Consider the following 21296-nt stretch of genomic DNA (forward strand, 5'->3'; position numbering starts at 1 on the left):
AGCGACCGCCGGGCCTTTGTTTATGATTGATTGAAAGGACATATTGACTTTGATCCAGAGGGTGGCGTATTTGATACTCATGAGTATCGTAAAGCGCCAAAATATGGATACTGTCAAGTATCATTATTATCATGACTGAAAAAAGCCCCGTGCGTCGTGGCCGACCGGTCGATCCTGATTTGTCCGCTAAAATTGTCGAAGCCGCCTGCACCCTGTTTAGTGAGCTGGGTTTTCAGGCAACGACCATGGATAAGGTGGCGCGCGAAGCGAAAATATCAAAGCTTAGCATTTACAAACACTTCGAGAACAAGGATGCCTTATTTAGCGCCATTATCGCGGGACGGTGCCAGGACTTTGCACCTAAATCCCTGTTCGACGGCGTTGAAGGCACGGCCGAGGATCAGCTTTTAGCGGTTGGCACCAGCCTGTTGCGCCTGCTGCTCAGCGCGGACGTAAGAAGCGTCGAAACGATGATAGTGTCCGACCATACCAATCGGGCGCAACTGAGCCGGCTCTATTTTGAAGCCGGACCCCAGAGGTTCATCAATCAGATAGAGGCACTTCTGCGTCATCTGCATGACAGGCAGGCCTTATCTGTTCCTGATCCGAAACAGTCGGCCCGCCTCTTTGCCGCGCTGTTCCAGGGCTCGGACCTGCTTGCGGCGGCTAATTTCGACATGGAAATATCGGAGCGCGAAGACGAGATAGCTTCATATTGTCAGTCCGCGGTTGCCATTTTTCTTGCCGCTCATCGGAGGTAACAAAGCCGTCGTTGTTGATTTCCACTGAGAATTGACCCATGTGAAACTTCCCCCGTTGTCAGACAGCGAGGGCCCTCGGAGCGATAGACATGGCACTATTGAGCGTGATCAGGCGCTGGTATTGATGCGTGCGCACGCCGGGCCCACCAGTTCCCAAATTGCTTGTACGATTTCCTGGAATGGCGGACCATCAAACTCAATTGAGCGAGCGTAGGCCTCCCATTGACGAAGTTTATCGTGAGATGTGTACATCGCGTCTGAAAGGCCAGGAGGCGTCTCAGTTGGTACGGCTGTGCCGCGACGGCTGAACGTAGCTTCAATTGCTGCGTCCAGTGCATCCTGATTGACGCTCAGGCTCTGAGGAATGGCCCAGATATCATAATAGTCCTTCATTCGGCCGTTAATGAGGCCGAGGTTGACCATGGCCTGGAATTTTTCGGCGATCACCGTCGTGGGAGGATATGCTCTGATGCTGGATGCTTCCCTATCCAGCAGGTTGGGGAAGTCGATATCCATGGGCGCCGGCGCAACCGCATCTCCAAAACCAATGTCGATAGTGATCGAAATGCGAGTCTTCTCAAGAAGTGCTACGGTCTTAAGGCGCGTGCCACCATATTCAACTTCCTCGCGGATCGCCTCGGCGATTAATCTCGCTGGGTCAAATGTCAGGCCGTCGTCAACTTCAATCGAGAATATCTCAGCGAATGTTTCCTTCAAGCGATCAGGATTATCGTCGCCTTGACCAAGCAGATCGACGTCTCTGGTGACGCGCATAGCGTCATCGACCCAAAGGGTTACAAGCAGGCCGCCCTTCAGGATAAATCGGTCCCGATATTTTGAGATCGAAAGCCGATAAAGAAATCGCTCCAGGCCGTATCTGACCAGCATCACGTCGAATGGTTGCCCCTGGGCTTTTGCGAGCCTCAGGAGCTTGTCTTTTACTGAGGCAGCCTTGTTTGTTTTGATCTTATCCATTGGATGTAAGGGCTTCGAGATAAGGCGCTATCGTCTTGCTCGTGCCGCCATGCCTGGCAGCCTCGTAAATCTCTGACGGGGTTGCCTTACGTTGGCTCAGCGCGGATTTCAGGCTTTCTATAGCAATAGATCTATCAACCAGACGGGGATTGCGAAATGCGTCAGCCAGTGTTCTGGCTACGGAGTAGATCGGAACGTCAACACCTGAAATAAGGTGGTATTCCACGCCTTCCCTAAATGAAGCGGCTTTGAAGCGGATCAGACGTATTGGGGGATAACTTACGCTCGGTGCCCATGTGTCCTTGGCAATGGCGACCCATATTCTGCGGGGCATCTGGTCTGTTAGGCCATGAAAGGCCAGTGCAGACGTCATGCAGATAATGCCATTGGGTATTTGCTTGGCAATTTCGGCGAGCGACTGATCAGTATCTGCCTCGCCATCAAGGCTTTGGTACAGGCCGCGCGAGACCCGGCTTATAAGACCACTGGCTTCCGCGCGTGAGATAGTTGCAGCCGTGATACCCTGGGCCCTTAGCTCGTGAGCGCGCACAAGCGGATGGGCCTTGACGATAGCATTCAGGCGTTGCTGCTGCGTAAGGGTAAGGGGCTCCATGATACAAAACCTACTACTAAGCCTCATTTAGGTGGAGGTTTTGTATCATGAGGTAAGTTAAGCGTCCACTAAAACTAAGGTGATCTGCCAGCATGGGCTTAGTCGTAAGCTCTGGTGGTTCATGCTCTGCCGCGAAAATGGCCATCAGGCCTATTTGAGAGGCCTTTTCCTGGGGCGGTTACCGCCTGCGGGCGCATCCATCCAGTGCGATATTGGAAAGGCTGTACCCATTATTTAGCGGCTAAGGCGAACCCAGGATTAAATCCACTGAACTTTGAGGGATGAGGTACGATAGATCTGTGATCGACACTAAGAAGATTCAGGTCAATGAGCTGACAAACGGGCCCGCCGTGTAGGAGGCGAAGAATTTCCGAGATGGCTAACGTTGCAGCAACCGCGCCGACAAAAGGTGCGCCGACCGCCTTTCCAGCTAGTAATGTCATACCACAGCGGTCAATGCTTCCGTCCGATAGAAGCCTTTTGTAGGCTGGTCGGTCTTCTACTGACTCTTGTGCTGTCGTCGATTTCCACATTTCAGCACTTGGTCGCGCACCCGGCAGGCAATGCAAACGCATTGTGCGGAAATCGCGATAGCCCCGGCCCAAGCCCGCCTCGACGATAAAATCAAAACCCACTTGGTCAAGCGGGCGACGGCCTTCTGCATTATCGAGACCGCATAGAGCAATTGCCGGCTCCTGATCTTGACGTACAAAATTTCCATCAAATAAGCGCTCGTGGATTGCCTCTCATTTATCAAGCTACGATCTGGTTCGGCAACTATCGCGTTACGGCGTCATCACGCATTTGATGCAGCCATCCTTCTTGTCGCGGAAGGTTTTGTAGAGGTCCGGCGCGTCGTCCAGCGAGCCGCGATGTGTAATGACGAAGCTTGGATCGATTTCGCCCTTTTCGATCTTCTCCAGCAAAATCGGAAGATAACGATGCACGTGGGTCTGGCCGGATTTCAGTGTGAGCCCCTTGTTGACGAAGGCGCCGAAGGGTAACGCTTCAAACTGGTCGTGGGCGTTGAAGACCATGACGGGCACGTCAAACTGGCGGGCCGGTCGGCTGGCAGACGGATGCAGCCCTACAACAAAGAAGGCCTCGCCGGCAAAGCTAAGCGAGAAATTCTTGTCGGCTACGTCCGGACTGACGCGGGGATCGTAGCTGTGACCAGCCTTCGCGTCCAGGGTTTCAAGGGCTTGAATACGGCGCCACATGGCGGCTTCAAATTGATCCTCGGTTAGGCGCTCAATCGCCAACACGCGGCAGATATCGATCGTGTCTGTTGAGGACTGTGCGGCGGTGGCAGCGGCCATGGGCGTGGCGCGCATTTATCCTTCATGGCTCGGCGCCAATCTCGCGACGAAAAATATTGCCAACCTCAGTGCGCTTCCGCCGTCGACCCGAATTTTGTTTCCGTCCGGCGCGACCCTGTTCATCACCGAAGAAAACGTGCCGTGCAAATACCCCGGCAAGGTCATTGCACAGGAATTTGGTCATCCGGAACTTGCCGGTGGGTTCGTCAAGGCGGCAATGCATCGGCGTGGCGTTCTGGCGCTTGTCGAGCGGGAAGGCCTGATCAACACGGACGATCGGCTGAAACTGATAATGCCCAGACCTCGTGCCGCCCTTTAGGTAGGGAGAGGCGGTGGTCACGGCAGGCGCATTATGCCGAGATATAAATGCCTTCATTACAATTTCGGGCCCTGAAGCGCGCTGCATTTGAATCCGAGCCGCACTAATGTCGCCGGGAAAAGGGGAGCCCATATGCCATTAGCTGTTAAACACATCTCACACGACGAGCCAGACGCGCATGACGAGGCGGCTTTGACGACGGAGGAGCGCCTTACCCAGTTTGTGCGCAATGAAATCGATCGCGCTCTCCGCGACGTTGATCGCCGGAAACGCCTGGCCGAAGCCGAGCTTGAGCAGCGTGCGCGTCGTGCTTCCAAGCGAATTGTCACGTCGGGCCACCGTCTTGAGCGGTCACTGCGCCATAAAACGGCGCCAGGCTTACCCGTAGCCATGGGGCTCGCCATCATCGGCGCCGCTTGGTTCCTCACACGTGATTCCAGGAGTTGATTATGGACGACCGTCAGACTGTAGAGCATTCTCCCGAGGCCGCCGCCTTCCAAGGGGGCGACCGCGTGCCGTCTATTACGCCGCAAGGGCAGGCCATGAACCAGTCCATCAGCGAACCTGACCAGGTGAAGGCCGTGCCCAAGGCGCCCGGTAGTACGGGGCAGGAGTGGCTTTCTGATGCCCCTGACGCAGGGCCTAGCCAAGAGGGCGGTTACGGCGTGACGCCGCCAGCATCGACGCCGGACAACCGCGTCCATCAAGGTGGCGACCCGGCATTGGATGGCGATGCGCAATATGGCGCTTCGCCACTGCGCACCGCGCGTTATGATGAGAACCATGAGGCCAATGCGGATATCGCAAATGGAAAAACAAAGTCGGGGCATCACGGCGCCCAGGCCCGATATCCGAAGCCGGGTGATGTGGTGAACGGGCCGACAGGTCACGATGAACAACAGCAGTCTCGTGACCTTGCCAAGAACGGCCGTTAATCCCGCGGGCAGCGAAGCCACTCCCTACCCTGACCAAAAACGACACCATGCACATAGTTACCTTCACGGCGCTTGCCGATTTTCCGGCGCTCCTGAACGCGCATCTGCGCGCGTTCCCGGAAAACAAAAACACGTTCGAGGGCCCCATCGCCGGCTGTGACGCGGCCGCGGGCGACATTTTTGTCCGGGACATTCTCGCCTTTGAAACCCATGTGTTTCACACGAAACTCCGCGCAATGCTCGAGAACGACGACCCCACACTGAACATGACGCCCGAAGTGGAGCTCGAAGCGGGCGAGACTGCGGACGCCACCGAAGACGTCGTCCCGTCGTTCGAGGCGGCGCGAAAGCGGACACTCAGCATCCTGGCGGATCTGACGGATGACCAGTGGGGACGGCGCGCTACGATCGACGGGACGAGTATCACGGTCATCGGTCTCGTTCATCTGCTAAGCGCCCATGACTGGACGCAGCTGGCAGACCTTCAGCGGCGCCTGGCCGCGTGTAACGCGCCCTGAAACTCCCAGTCCGCGGCAGTGCACCGAGGCGTTATTCTGCGAATAAAGCTGTGGCGAACAGGTGGATTTCCGCATTGTAGATCTGGTGCTGCTCGAGAAAACCCATGTGGTTCGCGCCCTCTATTTCATGCACGACGGCGCTCGGTGTCTGGGCGGCGAGCTCGTAGCTCTTTTTCGCACGCGTGATGATGTCAATACTTCCGGCGAGAATAAGGACGGGAGCCTCGTGTGCGCCGAGGGCGCCGGTGGCATCCCAGCGGAACATGGACAGGTTACCTTGCGCCTGGTGTCCTGGCGCGTTGCGCGTGCTCAGCAAGGTCGTGTGCGCCAGTTGGCTGCGGGTCACGAATTTACCGAATGCGATCCGGTTGGCGAGGTGCGCAGACCCGCTGAAATAGCTCTGCCACGCGCTCAGCCAGGCCAGAGGACTGAGGAGTTTGGTCATGAGCATCATCGGCTCGATGAGTGGAAACCGCAAAGCGACAGCGAGGGGGTCGAGGATCATGGCATGGAGCGGATTGTTGTTGGTCGTGTTGACCAGGACAACGCCGGCAACGTGCTTGTCATACACGGCTGGATAATCGCGGGCGAAGGTCTGTGTCGTCATCCCGCCGATGCTGTGACCGACCAGAACCACCCTGTCGCGGTTGGACCAGGCGATGACCGCCGCCAGATTGTCGGCAAATTCCGACAGATGGACGCCCTTTTGACCAGGATGAGACTTGCCCGTACCTGGCAGGTCCCAGACGATGACCTGGAACGACTTCGACAGATCGCGTTTGCTGTAGCCCCATATGGTACTGTCCATGCCCCAGCCATGGGTGAGGATGAGGCAAGGCGCATCCGGCCTGCCCATGCGCTCGACGTACAATTTAGCACCATTGGCGCCCGGGATAATTTCGCCGTCGCCGCGCGTGGTATCAAGCGGGTCGTTGTCCGGTTTGGCGAGTAGCGGCTTCAGGACCACGCCGCCAAGCGCCGACCAGGCCAGGAGTCCGATCGCGGTCCATAGCCGCCAGTTTTCGCGGATATGGATGAGCCCGTCCGCTGTGCGCTGCCACTCGCCGTCATGCCATGTCCAGACGAGATAGCCCGCTGCCGCCAGGATGAAGAGGGATAGGGCGGATGTGAAAAACCGAACGATAAGAATAAGGGGAATGCGAAGACCTTCTTGATGGGTAGGGGTCCTGGCGCTCCAGGCTTCGGTCCTTTGACCTGAGACCGGCTTAAGCATGCTCGCGTAAGTATTCAGTGGGTGATCATCTTCGATACGTAATGAGGCCATCCGAATTGGTTACATATCGCCCTGCGACACGTGGGACCGCCTGACGATCGCAAATGCGAAAGCTTTATCCCGATTGCGAAAACATCGTTCTGCGAATAAAACGCAACAACAACAACAACAACAACAACTTATCGACTCATTATTGTTTGTACCGGGTGCGCGCCATATCAACCTTACGCGGGCTCCGTCACACTTAGGGCAACATTCACCGCTTAATGCACGAGGGACGATCATGGATATCTACAAATACCTGAAAAAGGACCACGACAAGGTTGCCGACCTGATGGAACAGGTCGTTGCGACCAAGGATCTGACGGAACGCCAGTCCTTGTTCGAGACCATCAAGCTGGAGCTGACCCTTCATGCCGACACGGAAGAGCAAACCTTCTACAAGGCGATCGAAGATGCAACCCGCAGCAAAGCAGTCGAGGAAAAGGTGGAGCATGCCAACGAAGAACACGATGAGATCCGCGAATATCTTGCCAAGCTGACCGATACGCCGCTGACCGAAGAGCTGTGGATCGAGACGTTCGGCGAATTCAAACACTCAGTCGCGCACCACGTCGAGGAAGAAGAAGGCGACATCTTCGAGAAGGCCAAGAAGTACCTTAGCCAGGATGAGGCCGTTCAGTTGGCTAAGGATATGGATGCCCTGAAAAAGCAGGCGAAAAAGGACATGGCCGCGGTCGATCCGACGCTTGCTCCCGTCGCCTGAGCTATAAACTCATCCATAAAAAAGCCGCCACAGGTCCGTGGCGGCTTTTTTATGTCCTGTCAGCTTGATCTCAACTACCGCCTGAAAGGTGCACGAGGGCAATACCGATGGCGACACCGGCTACGCCCAACCATCCCCCCATTCCCGGCTTGGCCTTGAGAAATAGGAAGGCGAGCACGACCGTAATCGCCGTCGATGCTGCACTCAGCGCTGTGACAACGGCAATCGAGCCGGTGGTTTGGCCAGCGACAAGCGCCGCGTAACCGCCGCCGGCTAATATGGCCGTGCCGAGGATCAGGCTAATATTCTTCAGATTCCCAGGTCTGACGTTTTCCCGTCTCAGGAGGCAGATCACGGCGACAATGGCCGTTGCCGAGAGATAATAGACCCAGAGTGCCGCCAGGGGACCAAAGACCGGAATACTGTATTTCCCCTGCAGCCAGAACCCGACGCCGTAAAGCAAGGCGGCGCCCGATGCCGGAAGCCAGCCTGACGTCTTTGCGGCCTTGGTCGCGCGTTCACCCGATCTGGCGGCCAGTATGGCGCCGATCACCGCCAGCAGCAGTCCCGCCCCGACACCGATCGTCATGGGCTCGCCGGTTGCGATCGCTAGCAGCGCGCTGACGGCGCCGTAACACGCCATTACGGGAGAGACGACCGTTATGCGGCCAATGGCCAGGCCATAGTAGAGACACCCTGTACCGGCGACGACCGCCAGATTGGAGGCCATCAACAATAGCCAGTCCAAAGTTGCGCCGTCGGGGAATTTGTGGGTGGCCACAACAGCGATCGTCAAGACCGCGGACAGAAAGCCCTGTCCCCACAGCATCGTGGCCAGAACCCCGCTGGATTTGTTAGCAAAGCGTGCGACGAAATCGGTCACACCATAGAGCAGCGCGGATGCAACGCCGAAAAGGATGGCTTTATCCACTAATGCCCGGTCCTCAGAGATTTTCGCGCCTCATTCTCACGCTTCATCCGATCCCTCACGCCGTCATCGATGCCTTGGCCTGACAGCATCGGCTCATAAATGGAACCGGTGGTGTGCGGCGACGCGGGGGCCTCATTGATTTGATATTTTTGCGCCAGGTTGGCGGAAAAGCTTTCGGTCGCGTCGGGCATCAGGTGATGGGACAGGTCGGACGCCTTGGCCTTCCAGCCGACGGGCTTCTCTTCATCCGGATGCAGGGTGGCGTGGATGATGGCATCGACGACCGGATCGGGATCGTCCATCATGCCCATCCGGGGCGTGCCACCGCTATAGTTGGCGGCGTGTCCCCACCACGGCGTATCGACTGCCCACGGCATGATCGTCGAGACCTTGATCGTCTCCCACAGATCCGCGAGCCGCAGCTCTTCGTTTAGCACGCGTCCAGGCTCAGCACTCCGGCTTTCGACGCCGAGTATGAGCCCTGGTAGGCAAGGGGGACTTCGCTATCGATTGAACCCAGATTGACGAGGGTGCCGTACCCTTGCGAGCGGAAGAGCTTAAGCGCGGCATGGCTGCCGAAAATGATCCCTTTGAGATTAACGTCGATCAGCCGGGCGTGGTCTTCGATGGGAATGTCCCAGAACGGACCGATCGCGCCGACGCCAACAAAGTTAATCCAGACATCGACCGTGCCGAATTGGCGGACGGCTTCTTCCGACAGATATTGCACATCCTTGGGCTGGCTGATGTCGGTTGTGACCACGGACACCTGGCTGCCAGCTTCCGTCGCCTGTCGCGCCACGTCGTTCAGCGCTTCGGTGCGCCGTGCGGCAATGACGAGGTTTACCCCAGCCGTGGCCAGCTTCAAGGTAACGCCTCTGCCGAGACCGCTCGACGCGCCCAACAATACGTAAGTCTTGCCGGCTACGGCTTCACGGTGCGCCCGGCTTAAGGGCTTCGGCATCTGGCTCATTGTCGGTCCTTATTTGGCATGGTCATGAAGGAAACGGGCAAGGCTGACTCTAAGATCGTCCGCATTGTGGGGTGTTGCGGAGGCCGCGTTGAACAGGCTTTCCTGCACATCGCGCGGCAACTCGAACCAGCGAGTGAGGAGCGCGGCGCCGAGGGCCTGAAGCAGTTCCGTTTCGTGCTTTTCAAGGCTGTCCGGACTGAGGCTCCACGACAGGTAGGTCTGTCCCCCGTCAGCCGCCGCCGGGTCGCTTTTGATCGTTGTCATATAAGGATCTCCGTTTCGGAAAATCTTAGCGAGGCCGTTGTAAGTTTGTCATGCCGGTTGCATGGCGGACAGTAAGCGGCAGCTAAGTCCCGCGGCGTGCCGCATCGCCTCTTTACGACTGCCGCACACGACACGAGCGCGAACTTATATCCGGCCGCGTACCTTGAAACCTCATCTCAAATGGAGCTTATCATGTCATCGGAAACAGAGACGTTCGACGATACCACAGGTAACGGACCGTCAACCGCGTTTGCCGCTCCGTCGGATGGCGCCTTTCCATTGGATGGCGACACCGGAACGGTCGGCATCGTCGGGACGAATCCTGGCGACATCGACTCTGATGAAGACGGAACGGACGGCACGCTTCCGGCTGAGCTCGAGGAAGATAACCTCGATGTCGATACAATAAGCGAAACGGCGGGAACGCAAGACGGGCCTGCGGTTGCCAATGGCACTACGCCTGTTGATCCGGGCGGAGACGTCCTCTGAACAAGGCTCTTGGGCGCGCTGAGCCAGCAGGCTTTTGACAGTCCGGGCTTGTAAGGGGCTGATGCCTTCTGTTCTAACGGCATCGCTTCCTTATGCCCTCCATGACCTTGTCGTTGCAGCCTAAGCCCTACCGGCTTCCGGCAACACAGCTCAAGGCGAGCCAACGACATGACGAAAGACGACGCTGACAGGGCGATCTCTGCCGGCGTACCCGGTGTCTATACTTTCGTCGTTGAACAGTATGGTACCGTATCCGAATTCCTCCGCGAGTTCCGCCGTTACGAAGCTATATGCCGCTCGAAGGGCTATAACTTCGCGCCGTCCTTGAACGGTGCCGACGACCCGCCTTGCAACGCGTTCGACATTACGATCGATCCGACTGGCGTTGCCATGCCCTTTGTTGCCCATAGCCGCAAGGACGTGTCGAGGAAAAGTGACGCGCTTGTGATGCCAGAGACGCGCCCTGGTCTGTTTATCAGGATTTTACAGGCCGTACGAAGACACTCATTCCGAATTTATTGGCGTTTCGTCAGTTGTGGAACGAGACCAGCTGGCCGTCCTTACAAACCCACGTCTTAGCGGTCAGTTTAATCAATACGCTGCGACCACCCCAAGGCCCTTAGCTGCCTAACTTGCAAAGGACATACCTATGGCGAGCGATTTGAATGCCAGGCCAGATCATCCCGGTTTCACCTCGGAGACAATGGCCGTTAAAAAGGATTTTTCCGAGACGCTTCCCGTCCTGGAGACCTTTCAACTTGGTGATTTGACCGTCGAGGCCTCCCCGGCCGGGACACATTATGGATTGTTGTGCGCAGACCCGGCGAGGGTGCGATTGCGCTGCGCACCAATCCATGGCCGGGGCCGTATGATCTAAAGCTTATCGAAAAAACAAATATCAACGCGCTCTGGGAAAACGAAGCCAGTGTCGGCAAATGGACGATTGAGCTAAGCTTTCACGACGACCGCGTGCTGCAGATAAAGGTGACCCTGGTGCCGGCCGTCGATCTTCTGCTCAATTTTTGGCCGCGTGATGTGTTCGTGCTCGATAAGGAGGATAACCCCTTACTGGCGCGCGGCCGCGTCGAAGCGGCGCAACGCGGCGTAAACGGCGGCGTCTGTTATTTCTGTCTGGAGGAGCCTCTATTCGGTAACGTTCTATACGCGCAGAATCTTACCGCGCTCAATCCGTATTACCTGCAGACCAAAACCAAACCCGATGGCGTCGTAGGCGGTGAATGGCCTGAATTAGGCTATCAGCCGCCGACGGGCCCCATGGCCAACAATCCGCCGGTTCATCCTCTGAAAAAGGGTCAGGAAGTCGTCGTGTCCGACGCCCTGCTGACCTTCAGCACCGGTTGCGCCGACTCAGAGATCGACAGTGCGCGCAAGTTCATTGAGATGCTGGCGACCGTATATCCGTACCTGAGCCGGCCTGAGCCCAAATTTCACGATTGGCGGGAACGGGCAAAGCAGACGGTCAAAGACCTCGAGACTTCACCGGACGCGACCGTCAAGCATTACGGCCATACCTATCTCCATCCCTATGTGGCCGCCGAATATCCGGACAGCATGGTGCAGATGACGGTGCTCTCGACTTTGCGGGAATACGAATTGAACTGGGGGCCGCAAGGCTCGCTCGGTGACAATCTGCAAGAGGGGATTGGCCGATTCTACGACGACAAGCTTCAAACGATTCGCCGATACCTGCCGAATGTCGGCGACGACAAGAATGCCAATGCCGTCGATTCCTGGTACCTCTACCATCCGCTAATGAATCTCGCCCGCCTGGCTAAGGGCGGTGACAAAAAGGCTGAGACTATTTTCAGAGATTCCCTCGACTTTGCGGTCAAGGCGGCAAGGCATTTCAAATACAAATGGCCGATCCAGTACGACATCACTGATTTATCGGTGATCACCGACGCGCGAAAGCCCGACGGGCTGGGTCAGACCGACGTCGGCGGCATCTACGCTTATGTCATGCTGCAGGCTTGGGACCTTACAGGTGAAGACCAGTATCTCGACGAGGCCAAGGCGGCGCTGCACACCCTCAAGAACGAGCGCTTCGAGCTCGCCTATCAGACCAACTTGACGGCTTGGGGCGCGGTTGCCTGTCTGAAGCTGTGGGTGCTGGATAAGTCGTCGGACTACATGGACCAGAGCCTGGCATTTATCGCCAGCTTTCTGCACAATTGCGAACTCTGGGATTCAGAAATTGGCTTCGCCAGCAAGTACACCAACTTCTTCGGGGTCACCTGCCTTCACGACGCGCCATACATGGCCGCCTATGAATGCTTCGAAGCGTTTGCCGCTTTCGACGAATACCTAAGGGTGGGCGGCGAAGAGATTTTGCCCGCAGTCAAACTCTTGCTTAGTGAGTTTCGAAGATATGCGCTCGACTTCACCTGGTATTTCTATCCGGATGCTTTGCCTGACGAGGTCGTCGCCAAGGACAATATACGCAACGGACATATCGATCGGAAGCTGTCGTTTCCGCTGGAGGATCTTTACGGTGACGGCCAGCCCGCCGGGCAAGTGGGGCAGGAGATATACGGGTGCGGCGGAGCATTTATCTTCGCGTCGCGCGCATTCTACAAATGCGGCGACGCACCGTTCACGATCTTCGCCGACTATCCGATCGACGTGACGCCCGTCGACGCCGGTTCTGCCGAGATACGCGTGCTTGGGCCCGCCCCGATGAAGGGACGCGTCCGGCTCTTGCAACAGGGCCGCGCCGGGTTGCCGCGTATCCATATTGTGGATAAGGACACGGGGGGAACGGTTACGGCGAGAGAGCGGGGCGAAGATTTCCGGGACTATGAGGTTCCCGCTGATGGCAGGTTAGTCTTGACCTGGTCGTAGCGCGTTGACGGTTTGGAAGAGCGCCGCTTGACCGCTCCAACGGCTGCCCGATACACCTATAGTTCGCACAATGAAAGGGTGGTGCTTGGGACGCTTGCTGCCAAAAATGCAATTTGCCCGGCTCTTGGTGGCTTTCGCCTTGGCCCTAGCGGTGATCTGCGCCATGGCCCGGCTTCACCCCGATATTGCGCTCGTTCAGGCGATCGCAGCGCCGATGCTGGTGTATAGGGACCACCATCCCTTCCTCTGCGCCGTCGTTTACTTTATCACCTTCGCCGGAATTGCTGCGCTTTGCCTGCCTGCTGAAATCCCGATGGCAATGGCCGGGGGCGCGCTGTTTGGGTTTTTCCCAGGTCTTGCGCTCGCCTCGTTCGCGGCCAATATCGGGGCCCTGGCCGCCTTTCTTATGGCGCGGTTCTTCTTCAGGGGCACTGTTGAGCAGGTCTTCGCTCACCACCCTGAAACCGTGGATAGGGGGTGCGCCGGGAAGGGGCGTTCTATGTGGTTGCATTGCGACTCTTGCCTGTGTTTCCCTTTTCGCTGACCAATATCACCCTCGGTATGACGGCTATGCGTACGACGACCTTTTATGTGGTGAGCCAACTCAGCACCTTGCCGGCTATTGCCATCTACGCGAATGCCGGCACGCGCCTCGCCGAAGTCAAATCCATGTCCGATGTTGTGACGCCCGAATTGATCTCGGCTCTGTGCCTTCTGGGGCTCCTGCCGTGGATCGCGAAGGCGGCCTTCAAACTCATCAGGCCGGCCGGAAATAAGGATAGTGAATGAACGCAAACGATGTGGCAAATGGTTTCACAATCCGTCAGGAGAGACCGTAAGATGACGTCTGATGCCTTGCCCGGCCGGGTCATTTTGACTTATGGCAGAAGTCTGATGGCGCTCGTCATCGCCCGTTCCCTGGCACGTCAGGGAGTCGAGGTTATTGGGTGCGACGACGTATCCATGACCGTTTTGTCGTTTTCAAAACATGTTCGGGAAACCTTTACGGTCGCGCCATGGGATACTCGCCCGTCTGAGTTTCTTGATGATCTGGAGGCGGCGGTCAGGACCTAAGCGCCCCGTGATGGCCGTCCCTATGTTCTTATGCCGGTCTTCCGCGAGATTGAGCTCATCGCCAGGCATCGGGAGCGGTTCGAGCCGCTTATCAAGATCGCAGCGCCATCGGTTGCCAGTTTCGAGCTGGTCAACCCAAAGGATCGGCTGGCAGACCTTATTCGTAATACCGGCATTCCCGCGCCCGGCAGCTTCACGCCGCACTCTCTGGCCGATATGGACGATCTGCCTCTGGCCTTCCCGGTGATCGTAAAGCCGGTGTCAGGCGTGGGTGGTCGCGGGGGTGACCCTGGCACGCACACCCGCCGAGGCCAAGGCGCAAGCGGACGCATTAGGCTTTTCGCCGCCGCCGCTCATTCAGGATTTCATCGCGGGCGACGACTATTGCGTCGCGGCGTTAGCTGACGAAGGCCGGCTGCAGGCCATTATGGCTTATAAAAACCTCTCAACCTTTCCGCGCAAGGCCGGTGCCGGGGCAATTCGGGAATCCGTGGATGAGACGCCCTTCAGAGAAGCGGTTTCACAGCTTCTGGCCGCGACAGGCTGGAACGGTGTCTGTGAGATTGATTTTCGATGGACCGGGAACGGCACTGACGTTCCACAGGTTATCGAAATTAATGCCCGGTTCTGGGCGGGTATATTTCATTCGATCGAAACAGGCGTAGACTTTCCGTGGCTCCTGTTCCTCCAAACGATTGGCGTACCGTTCGCGCCACCTCAACCACACATCGGTGTGGTAACGAAGACGCCAGCCGTATGGCTGTTAGCAACCGTTGAAGAGGTTGCGGCCTCCGATCCGCATCTTGCGTCTGCAGCTGACGCGTGGGCGAGGGCGCGTAATAGTCTATCGACTGGCAAGTTCGTGGAAGCCATGGAGTCGGCGGCGGCTGCCCTGGGCACCACCGCATCGGCCCGTGAAGTGGTCGATGCCCTGTCCGCAGCTGTCGACAAGGTGCGCGGCGCGCAAAGTGAATTAAGTAGCGACAAAGACCCGTTGGTCGGCCTGGGTGCCCTTTTCATATTGAGCCATCTGGTTCGGCACAGGCGGCTGCCTCCGGAAGTGACGTACCAGGCAGAGGTTCTACCCGCACCTATTGAAGCCACGGCGCGCCGCCGTCCCACAATAGGTATTACCAAACCTGACCATGGAGACCTGCCCAGTTGGTGGGCGATGAAATTCGCCGTCTGGCTTGCTGGTGGACGAGCCGTAAAACTCACATCGAAAGCGCCAGGTGATCCGCGCACGATAGACGCACTGATTTTCGGGGGAGGATCCGACATCTATCCGTTGACCTATGCCGGCAAGCCGAAGGCCGGATACCGGTATGACCTGGCGCGTGGCGATCTCGAGGCGTCCTGGGCCGCGTCAGCGCGAGAGCATGACCTGCCCGTGCTGGGTGTGTGCCGGGGGGCTCAAATGTTGAACGTCTTTGCCGGTGGAACCTTGCATGCGGATCATTCTGGTTTCGAGCAACCTGTGTTCGCACGCGGGCTCATCCAGCCGTTGACCTTGCGCAAACCGATCCGGATTAAACCTGATAGTCTTCTGCATCGCGTTATGACGGTGACGAAGGCGCGGGTGAATGCTATCCACTGTCAATCCATCGATCGGTTGGGTGCGGGCCTGACGGTCACGGCGCGCGAACCCAATGGAACCGTTCAGGGCGTTGAAGACCGGACGCGTCGTTTCTGGGTCGGGGTTCAGTTCCATCCCGAACTGATGATTTATCGCAAGCGATTTCGAAACCTCTTCTCGGAACTCGTCCGTTGCGCTGCCGAGCGCGCACGGGAATGACTTGCCGAACGCGCTGAACGACCCAATGTCCAGGCGAAGGATCAGCCGGGCTGCCGTGGCTCGCCTAGTTGACGGTCATTGACGTGTCCTCGACATTATCCTTAGTCACAGCCTCCAGGCCGGATTGTGAGCCGCTGACGGCGGATTCTGTGCGCAGAGCGGTCGACGCCCTGAACGGGTTTCGGATCGTGACTGAGAATGCGGCCTACACCGACGATGGCAACGAGCAGTACGATGACGGCCAGCACGATCACAATGCCATATTTCCGCATCGGGGATTGGGGGGTGGTCTGGACCATGTAAAATCTCCTTTTCGCACCTTTTAAAGACTCACACGCAAGGGCGTGGCGGTTTTTGCGCGCGCTCGATAAAATACCCGCAAAATTCAAAACCTTTAAGCCAGGCCCGGCAGGGCCGTCCGTAGGCCGGTCACGATGAAATGGACGCCGATGGCTGCCACGAATAAAGCCATGACGCGGGTGGCGACGTTAATACCAGCCTTTCCGATCAACCTGGTGATCGGCAGTGCAAGTGCCAGGCTGACGGCGATGAGGAGGGCCGTCAGGACGGCGGCGCGATGAGGCCACCCTTGTGCATCCATGTCGGTGCGTCAGACGACAGGGTGATCATAATGCTCATTTCCGCCGGCCCGACCAAGAGGGGAAAGGCGAGTGGGGTAATGGCTATGCCGTGGATGTCTGTCTCGGTCCGGCTTGTTTCTTCACGCGTTTGCATGAACCCACCATATTTTGCCTGAAACATTTCGAAGGCCACGAAGAGCGCAAGCAACCCGCCGGCGATTCGAAAATCGTCTAGCCCGACGTTAAAGAAGCCAAGCAGCTGCCGGCCCGTTAAAACGGAGAGGATAAGCAGACCGGCGACGGCGCTAGCTGCGGCGGCAATGACCATCGTTTTCTGACCGGTCGTCAGATCCCGGGTCAGTGACAGGACTATGGGTATCACGCCAATCGGGTTGGATAGGGAGAAGAGGAGGGCGGCAATGCCGATAAAACTGTTTGTGTCCATCTGGGCTGCACCAATTGGGCCGGCCCATGAGGTGGGCCGGCCGGATTTCAGGTCACCTTTTTGATTTCGATCCTCCGGCTGGCGCCGTCGGGCGTGGTGGCGCGCGGGCAGGTAATGCTCAGCACGCCATTCCGGAAATACGCCTCCATCCCATCCGGCTCGGCGTCATTGGGCAAAGACAAGACACGACAAATCCGCCGAACTGCCTTTCGATCCGGTGGACGTTTCGGCTCTTGTCCTCAGAGGACTGATGCTTCTCACCGCTGACCACCAGTGCCCCATCAGCGGACAATTCGATCTTCAGATCTGCATCCTCAACGCCCGGCACCTCGAGCCGAATAATATACTCGGACTCGGAAGATAGGATATCGACATTCGGCAGAGTGTTCGCGCCAGTGGTATAGGTCGAGTAAAGACCTGAATTGAGAAACCCCAGATTGCGCATCACGTTATTGAAGGTGTTTTCAAGGTCATTGTGCAATTGCATGAACGGGTACGCTCCCCTGCGCTTGCTCCCGGCTAAACCAGTTCCAGGGGGCAAGTTTCTTGATGTCCATTTTTAAACCTCCTTTTGTCTAGGCATCAAGTGAACGAAGGTCGCAGCCCTCGGTGGCGCGACGACTGATCAGGCGGCGCCGGGCTGTGTGCTCGTCTGATGCGACAGGGTCTTGGGCTCCGGGTTTGCCTTAATCGGAATGGTTCGCGGCTTTTGTGCCTCAGGGAGCTTCCGAACAAGGTCGATCTTCAGGAGACCGTCCGTCAGTTCGGCGTCCGTTACGGTCACATAGTCCGCAAGCTGGAAAGTCTGTGAGAAATCGCGCACCGCTATCCCCTTATAAAGGAACGCGCTGTCCGGTTTTTTGACGGATTGCTTCTTGCCCGTGACGATCAGCTGGGTGTCCTGAACTGTCAGGGTGAGATCGGCGTCCGAAAACCCAGGCACCGCAAGGCTGATACGGTACCGGTCGGTATCGAGTTTCTCGACATCATAGGTGGGGAAGGTGGTGCCGAGCTCCGGCGTGCGTCCCAGGGTCTCGAACAGGTCGGTGAAGCGGTCGAAGCCTACCGATGAACCATACAAAGGACTAAGAGAAAAGGCGCTTGTCATTTGCAAAACCTCAAGGGTTGAAAGGTTGAACAGATAACTGTGATCGCGGTCACGGCCGGAAATTTAGGTGCGTGAAAATCGGGTTAAAGAGACCCGTCAAAATTTTTTTGAATAATTTTGACGGACAATACCCTTGATTGACGGCTATGCCAGCGGGCCTAAATGGGCTCGTGCGTGCTGATGCCAACGACGCGCTGTTTCTGCCGTTCCGTTTCGAATACGAGCAGGTCGGTTGCCAGGGCAACGACGGCGTCGCCCGACAGGGTGTCGATCTGCAGGTCGCCCGCGATCCCATGTCGTGTGTGGATGGACTGTGCCTCAGGGGATCGGATAAATCCGCCCATCGCCCAGTCGGTGAAAGCACGGCCCGGGACAGGTCTGTCGGCGATGACGGTGAGGTCCCGATGCCGTGGATCGGCCCTGATGCGTTGCAGGGTCTGCTGAATGTCCTCCGGTGCGCCCTCGAGAATCTGCAGGAAGTGGAACTTATCGAAGATCAGGAACCCGGTAATGCCATCACGTCCATTATTGATCTCGGAGACCTGGATGATATTCCGGACCGTGCTGAGCGCGCCATAATCGCCCGGCACGAAATGGCTATGATAAATCAGTTGCGTGAGCATGCGGGCATTCCCTGGATTCGGACAGCGTGCAGAATATACAGAACTCATTACCAAAGCCCTCGCTCCGCCCTTCTGCGTCCTTGCTTGTTACGATTGGGTTCATGCACCGCGCCCATTCGGTGGGCGATGGTCGACCCTGGATGGCGGAACACGCCCCACGAAGGCGGGGTTTTGCACCGAGCAGCTGTCCAGGTGCGCTCCCGGTACACCGTCGGTGTCCATAGCAATGACGTCGACTGTGTTACCGTTCTGATGGGCGACAAGGATCGCCTGTCTGTCCTCGGCAAGCACGAAGTGACGGGGCGATTTTCCGAAAGTTGGATATATGCCGTATCGGGATAATCCGCCGTCGGTGCCGACATCGAATACGGCGAGACTGTCGTGTCCGCGATTGGAGGCATAAACCTTGGTCCCGGCAGCATTCAGTTCCAGATGTCCGCCGAGCGACTGGCCGTCAAAGTCGTCGGGAAGGGTCGACAGAGTCTCTCGCAGCCTAAGTTCGCCCGAAGGTTCGACATTGAGCACCAAGAGTTTGCTAGCAAGTTCCGTAAGCAGGTATGCAACACGCGCACTGGGATGAAACAGGATATGACGCGGGCCCTCTCCGGCTGGGGCCTTGAAGGCCACGATCGGTTTCGCCAATGACGAGGCCGCGCCAGCTTGCGGCCACGAGAGGACCTGGTCGGTGCCTAAATCGGTGCTATAGAGAAAACCGTGGGCAAAGCGAACACAATGGGCGTGAGGTCCATCTTGCCGTTCGATGTCCGGTCCGCGGCCGGCGTTCTCAAAAACACTTGGCTCGTCACGCATCCAGCCAGTCCTGTGATCGAGTTGAAACGTCGCAACTGTGCCTGACTTGTAGTTTGCGACGGCAAGCGTGTCGAAATCCGCGCTTAAGCTCAGGTAGCAGGGCGCCGCGCCCAACGAGGATACAGTCTGGATCCGGCGCCACGCGCCCATTGGCGACCGCCACCAGGCGCCTATGCGTCCTTCATCCTGCTCATTCACCATGTAGAACAAGCCGGAACGCGGGCTAAAGGCTGCATATGAAGCGTTTTCTATCATCGCCTCGGGAGGACCTAGGCGCCAATGTTCAGTGACCGCGTCCATGCCTAAAGGGAAGATGCCGCGCGCAGAACTGGTGGTATAGGTGCCCACCCAAAAATCCGGGACTGGCAAAACACGCTTCGCCGTCACTTCGTCTTTCCCGCTCCGCGCAGATCGGGGTTCAATAGGCCCGTTTTGGCTGCGGGGTATTGTCCGGGCCGTTCCTTCCATGCGGGATCTGCGTCTAAATGTTGTGAGGCGTTAGGATTTTCACCCTCGGGTCGCTTGTCTTTCAACTCGTCGGGTGCCGGCGCCTGTCCGCGCAACGGATTGGACGCATTGTCCGTGTCATTGTCATTCGGGTCGCTCATGATCATCTCCTTGTTTTTTCGGGAAAACGCTCAGGCGAGCGCTAATCGTGGGTTCTTAATCCGCCGATGCCGCTTGGGTCCGAGGCGGGGCCCTCGGACGCAAACAGAGCTACGAGTTCAGCTTCCGCCTGTTCGAGCGCCAACCGGTCCGCCTTAAATCTTGATAGGATGTCCCGGATGCCGGTCGAGATCTTATCCTCGAATTTGGGTTCAGGTTCCATGGTCTCCTCCATGATCGAATCTATGGCTGATGGCGATAAGTTCTCAATGCGTCAGGGAGTCGACGCCACATTGTATTTTTTCGTCGTCCCGTCTTAGCCTTGGCATGACCACAGAGGAGTCTTGCCGATGCCCGAACTTCCGGAAGTCGAGACTATGAGAACAGACCTGGCCTCAAAGCTGGTTGGCGCGAAACTGAGCGAAGTCCAGCTTCACCGTGCCGATCTGCGCCGTCCGTTTCCGGAGGATTTCGGCGAGCGGCTTGACGGCGCGGTCGTTCGCGATGTCGGCCGGCGGGCGAAGTACTTGTTCATTCATCTCGATAGCGGCGAGGTCTGGGTCACCCACCTCGGCATGACAGGCCTGTTCGCGGTTCATAGACGGGAAGACAGGCCACCCGGCGAACGGCCGAAGCATCTGCACTTCCAATGCCGCGCACGCACGGGGAGTGTGGATCTCTCGCTAGACTTCCATGATAAACGCCGGTTCGGGTTCATGCTGCTCCTTCCTGACGTCGAACTCGAGGTTCAGGCGTGGTACAAGGAATTGGGAGTAGAGCCGCTGTCACAGGCGTTCGACACCGAATGCCTTCTTGATCTGGCCGGTGATCGTAAGGCGCCCCTGAAGGCGCTTCTCATGGACCAGGCGGCCGTCGCCGGCCTCGGCAATATTTACAGTTGTGAAGCGCTTTGGGCGGCGCGCCTGCGTCCGGACCGGCCGGCGAATACGCTCTCGAGACATGAAGCCGTCAGACTCGTGGCGGGGGTCAAGGCAGTCATCCACGACGCGGTCCGGGCTGGCGTCGCGTCCCTCGAAACAGATGGTCCACGCGGACGGGATGGCTATTTCGAGTATCATTACAGTGCGTATAATCGCGCGGGTTCGTCATGTCGCCGGGACGACGGCGGGATCATTGTAAAGGCGAGCGAAAGGGGACGGTCGAGTTTTTACTGTCCTGTCTGTCAGAAGTGAGGCCTCTTCCAGACCGGTGAGGGACAAGGACATGATAAAAAGCCAATGCCTGCGGGCGGCAGAGGCATTTCATTCTTACAATAGGCCTTTTACCTTTTGAGA

Annotated in this window: 30 protein-coding genes; 12 read left to right on the top strand and 18 right to left on the bottom strand. The window is 57.4% G+C overall.

The genetic code is table 11. From position 1 onward, the window contains the following. Nucleotides 1-131 precede the first annotated feature (131 nt). Complete coding sequence (locus NVV72_10095; protein ID MCR6659666.1) at nt 132-761, top strand: TetR/AcrR family transcriptional regulator; 630 nt, start codon at nt 132-134, stop codon at nt 759-761. 108 nt (nt 762-869) lie between these two features. Here the strand turns inward: NVV72_10095 and NVV72_10100 are convergent, their stop codons facing one another. The 3 genes from NVV72_10100 to NVV72_10110 form a co-directional block, all read right to left on the bottom strand. Then, complete coding sequence (locus NVV72_10100; GenBank protein MCR6659667.1) at nt 870-1736, bottom strand: nucleotidyl transferase AbiEii/AbiGii toxin family protein; 867 nt, start codon at nt 1734-1736, stop codon at nt 870-872. Beyond that, nucleotides 1729-2349, bottom strand: a complete 621-nt coding sequence (locus NVV72_10105) for a type IV toxin-antitoxin system AbiEi family antitoxin domain-containing protein (protein ID MCR6659668.1) — start codon at nt 2347-2349, stop codon at nt 1729-1731. Before NVV72_10105 ends, NVV72_10100 begins: the two co-directional genes overlap by 8 nt. A gap of 785 nt (nt 2350-3134) precedes the next feature. Beyond that, complete coding sequence (locus NVV72_10110; protein ID MCR6659669.1) at nt 3135-3683, bottom strand: YqcI/YcgG family protein; 549 nt, start codon at nt 3681-3683, stop codon at nt 3135-3137. Here NVV72_10110 and NVV72_10115 point away from each other — a divergent pair. The 4 genes from NVV72_10115 (at nt 3667) to NVV72_10130 (ending at nt 5440) form a co-directional block, all read left to right on the top strand. Continuing rightward, a complete protein-coding gene (locus NVV72_10115; GenBank protein MCR6659670.1) occupies nt 3667-3987 on the top strand; it encodes a hypothetical protein in 321 nt (106 codons plus the stop codon). The two genes, NVV72_10110 and NVV72_10115, sit on opposite strands and share 17 nt — an antisense overlap. A 132-nt stretch (nt 3988-4119) precedes the next feature. Beyond that, nucleotides 4120-4434 (top strand): hypothetical protein, encoded by a 315-nt coding sequence (locus tag NVV72_10120; protein MCR6659671.1) that lies wholly within the window; start codon nt 4120-4122, stop codon nt 4432-4434. Between the two features lie 2 nt (nt 4435-4436). Continuing rightward, nucleotides 4437-4922 carry a hypothetical protein gene (locus NVV72_10125; protein MCR6659672.1) on the top strand — a complete coding sequence of 162 codons (486 nt, stop codon included), beginning with the start codon at nt 4437-4439 and terminating at the stop codon, nt 4920-4922. Nucleotides 4923-4969: 47 nt separating this feature from the next. Then, nucleotides 4970-5440, top strand: a complete 471-nt coding sequence (locus tag NVV72_10130) for a hypothetical protein (GenBank protein ID MCR6659673.1) — start codon at nt 4970-4972, stop codon at nt 5438-5440. Between the two features lie 31 nt (nt 5441-5471). Here the strand turns inward: NVV72_10130 and NVV72_10135 are convergent, their stop codons facing one another. Next, nucleotides 5472-6725: an alpha/beta hydrolase gene (locus NVV72_10135; GenBank protein MCR6659674.1), complete on the bottom strand. Its 1254-nt coding sequence runs from the start codon at nt 6723-6725 to the stop codon at nt 5472-5474. 232 nt (nt 6726-6957) lie between these two features. On the opposite strand from NVV72_10135, the gene NVV72_10140 reads away from it, so the two are divergent. Beyond that, entirely contained in the window at nt 6958-7440 is a 483-nt protein-coding gene (locus NVV72_10140) for a hemerythrin domain-containing protein (protein MCR6659675.1), read from the top strand. A 70-nt stretch (nt 7441-7510) separates the two neighbouring features. Here the strand turns inward: NVV72_10140 and NVV72_10145 are convergent, their stop codons facing one another. The 4 genes from NVV72_10145 to NVV72_10160 are packed head-to-tail and all read right to left on the bottom strand — an operon-like array spanning nt 7511 to nt 9608. Then, entirely contained in the window at nt 7511-8371 is an 861-nt protein-coding gene (locus tag NVV72_10145; GenBank protein MCR6659676.1) for a DMT family transporter, read from the bottom strand. Continuing rightward, complete coding sequence (locus NVV72_10150; GenBank protein ID MCR6659677.1) at nt 8371-8808, bottom strand: hypothetical protein; 438 nt, start codon at nt 8806-8808, stop codon at nt 8371-8373. The genes NVV72_10145 and NVV72_10150 overlap by 1 nt, the downstream gene beginning before the upstream one ends. Further along, the gene (locus NVV72_10155; protein ID MCR6659678.1) at nt 8802-9344 is read right to left on the bottom strand and encodes an SDR family NAD(P)-dependent oxidoreductase; all 543 of its coding nucleotides are present in this window, start codon (nt 9342-9344) and stop codon (nt 8802-8804) included. The genes NVV72_10150 and NVV72_10155 overlap by 7 nt, the downstream gene beginning before the upstream one ends. Nucleotides 9345-9353: 9 nt before the next feature. Beyond that, entirely contained in the window at nt 9354-9608 is a 255-nt protein-coding gene (locus tag NVV72_10160; protein ID MCR6659679.1) for a hypothetical protein, read from the bottom strand. A gap of 192 nt (nt 9609-9800) precedes the next feature. On the opposite strand from NVV72_10160, the gene NVV72_10165 reads away from it, so the two are divergent. After that, complete coding sequence (locus NVV72_10165) at nt 9801-10097, top strand: hypothetical protein (protein ID MCR6659680.1); 297 nt, start codon at nt 9801-9803, stop codon at nt 10095-10097. Between the two features lie 810 nt (nt 10098-10907). Then, the gene (locus NVV72_10170) at nt 10908-12959 is read left to right on the top strand and encodes a hypothetical protein (protein MCR6659681.1); all 2052 of its coding nucleotides are present in this window, start codon (nt 10908-10910) and stop codon (nt 12957-12959) included. A gap of 145 nt (nt 12960-13104) precedes the next feature. Here the strand turns inward: NVV72_10170 and NVV72_10175 are convergent, their stop codons facing one another. Then, on the bottom strand, nt 13105-13413 hold the full coding sequence (locus tag NVV72_10175; GenBank protein MCR6659682.1) for a hypothetical protein: 309 nt from the start codon (nt 13411-13413) through the stop codon (nt 13105-13107). Nucleotides 13414-13436: 23 nt separating this feature from the next. Here NVV72_10175 and NVV72_10180 point away from each other — a divergent pair, with 23 nt between their 5' ends. The 3 genes from NVV72_10180 to NVV72_10190 all read left to right on the top strand — a co-directional run bounded on the left by NVV72_10180 (nt 13437) and on the right by NVV72_10190 (nt 15828). Further along, nucleotides 13437-13748: a VTT domain-containing protein gene (locus NVV72_10180; GenBank protein MCR6659683.1), complete on the top strand. Its 312-nt coding sequence runs from the start codon at nt 13437-13439 to the stop codon at nt 13746-13748. A gap of 51 nt (nt 13749-13799) precedes the next feature. Next, nucleotides 13800-14033: a hypothetical protein gene (locus tag NVV72_10185; protein ID MCR6659684.1), complete on the top strand. Its 234-nt coding sequence runs from the start codon at nt 13800-13802 to the stop codon at nt 14031-14033. A gap of 283 nt (nt 14034-14316) precedes the next feature. Next, nucleotides 14317-15828 (top strand): ATP-grasp domain-containing protein, encoded by a 1512-nt coding sequence (locus NVV72_10190; protein ID MCR6659685.1) that lies wholly within the window; start codon nt 14317-14319, stop codon nt 15826-15828. A 101-nt stretch (nt 15829-15929) separates the two neighbouring features. On the opposite strand, the gene NVV72_10195 is transcribed toward NVV72_10190, so the two are convergent. The 9 genes from NVV72_10195 to NVV72_10235 all read right to left on the bottom strand — a co-directional run bounded on the left by NVV72_10195 (nt 15930) and on the right by NVV72_10235 (nt 20224). Next, nucleotides 15930-16127 carry a hypothetical protein gene (locus tag NVV72_10195; GenBank protein MCR6659686.1) on the bottom strand — a complete coding sequence of 66 codons (198 nt, stop codon included), beginning with the start codon at nt 16125-16127 and terminating at the stop codon, nt 15930-15932. A gap of 95 nt (nt 16128-16222) precedes the next feature. Beyond that, nucleotides 16223-16429 (bottom strand): hypothetical protein, encoded by a 207-nt coding sequence (locus NVV72_10200; GenBank protein ID MCR6659687.1) that lies wholly within the window; start codon nt 16427-16429, stop codon nt 16223-16225. After that, nucleotides 16390-16854: a MarC family protein gene (locus NVV72_10205; GenBank protein MCR6659688.1), complete on the bottom strand. Its 465-nt coding sequence runs from the start codon at nt 16852-16854 to the stop codon at nt 16390-16392. The genes NVV72_10200 and NVV72_10205 overlap by 40 nt, the downstream gene beginning before the upstream one ends. Nucleotides 16855-16972: 118 nt before the next feature. After that, nucleotides 16973-17341 carry an Hsp20/alpha crystallin family protein gene (locus NVV72_10210; protein MCR6659689.1) on the bottom strand — a complete coding sequence of 123 codons (369 nt, stop codon included), beginning with the start codon at nt 17339-17341 and terminating at the stop codon, nt 16973-16975. A 138-nt stretch (nt 17342-17479) separates the two neighbouring features. Then, entirely contained in the window at nt 17480-17962 is a 483-nt protein-coding gene (locus NVV72_10215) for an Hsp20 family protein (protein ID MCR6659690.1), read from the bottom strand. 158 nt (nt 17963-18120) lie between these two features. Further along, nucleotides 18121-18585 (bottom strand): BLUF domain-containing protein, encoded by a 465-nt coding sequence (locus NVV72_10220; protein MCR6659691.1) that lies wholly within the window; start codon nt 18583-18585, stop codon nt 18121-18123. 99 nt (nt 18586-18684) lie between these two features. Next, nucleotides 18685-19743 (bottom strand): lactonase family protein, encoded by a 1059-nt coding sequence (locus NVV72_10225; protein ID MCR6659692.1) that lies wholly within the window; start codon nt 19741-19743, stop codon nt 18685-18687. A 35-nt stretch (nt 19744-19778) separates the two neighbouring features. After that, nucleotides 19779-20003, bottom strand: coding sequence for a hypothetical protein (locus tag NVV72_10230; GenBank protein ID MCR6659693.1), 225 nt, complete (start codon nt 20001-20003; stop codon nt 19779-19781). Between the two features lie 41 nt (nt 20004-20044). Beyond that, nucleotides 20045-20224, bottom strand: coding sequence for a hypothetical protein (locus NVV72_10235; GenBank protein MCR6659694.1), 180 nt, complete (start codon nt 20222-20224; stop codon nt 20045-20047). A 127-nt stretch (nt 20225-20351) separates the two neighbouring features. Between NVV72_10235 and mutM the strand changes: the two genes are divergently transcribed. Next, the gene (gene mutM / locus NVV72_10240) at nt 20352-21194 is read left to right on the top strand and encodes a bifunctional DNA-formamidopyrimidine glycosylase/DNA-(apurinic or apyrimidinic site) lyase (GenBank protein MCR6659695.1); all 843 of its coding nucleotides are present in this window, start codon (nt 20352-20354) and stop codon (nt 21192-21194) included. Nucleotides 21195-21296: the final 102 nt, after the last annotated feature.

This window comes from Asticcacaulis sp., assembly GCA_024707255.1.
Taxonomy (GTDB): domain Bacteria; phylum Pseudomonadota; class Alphaproteobacteria; order Caulobacterales; family Caulobacteraceae; genus Asticcacaulis.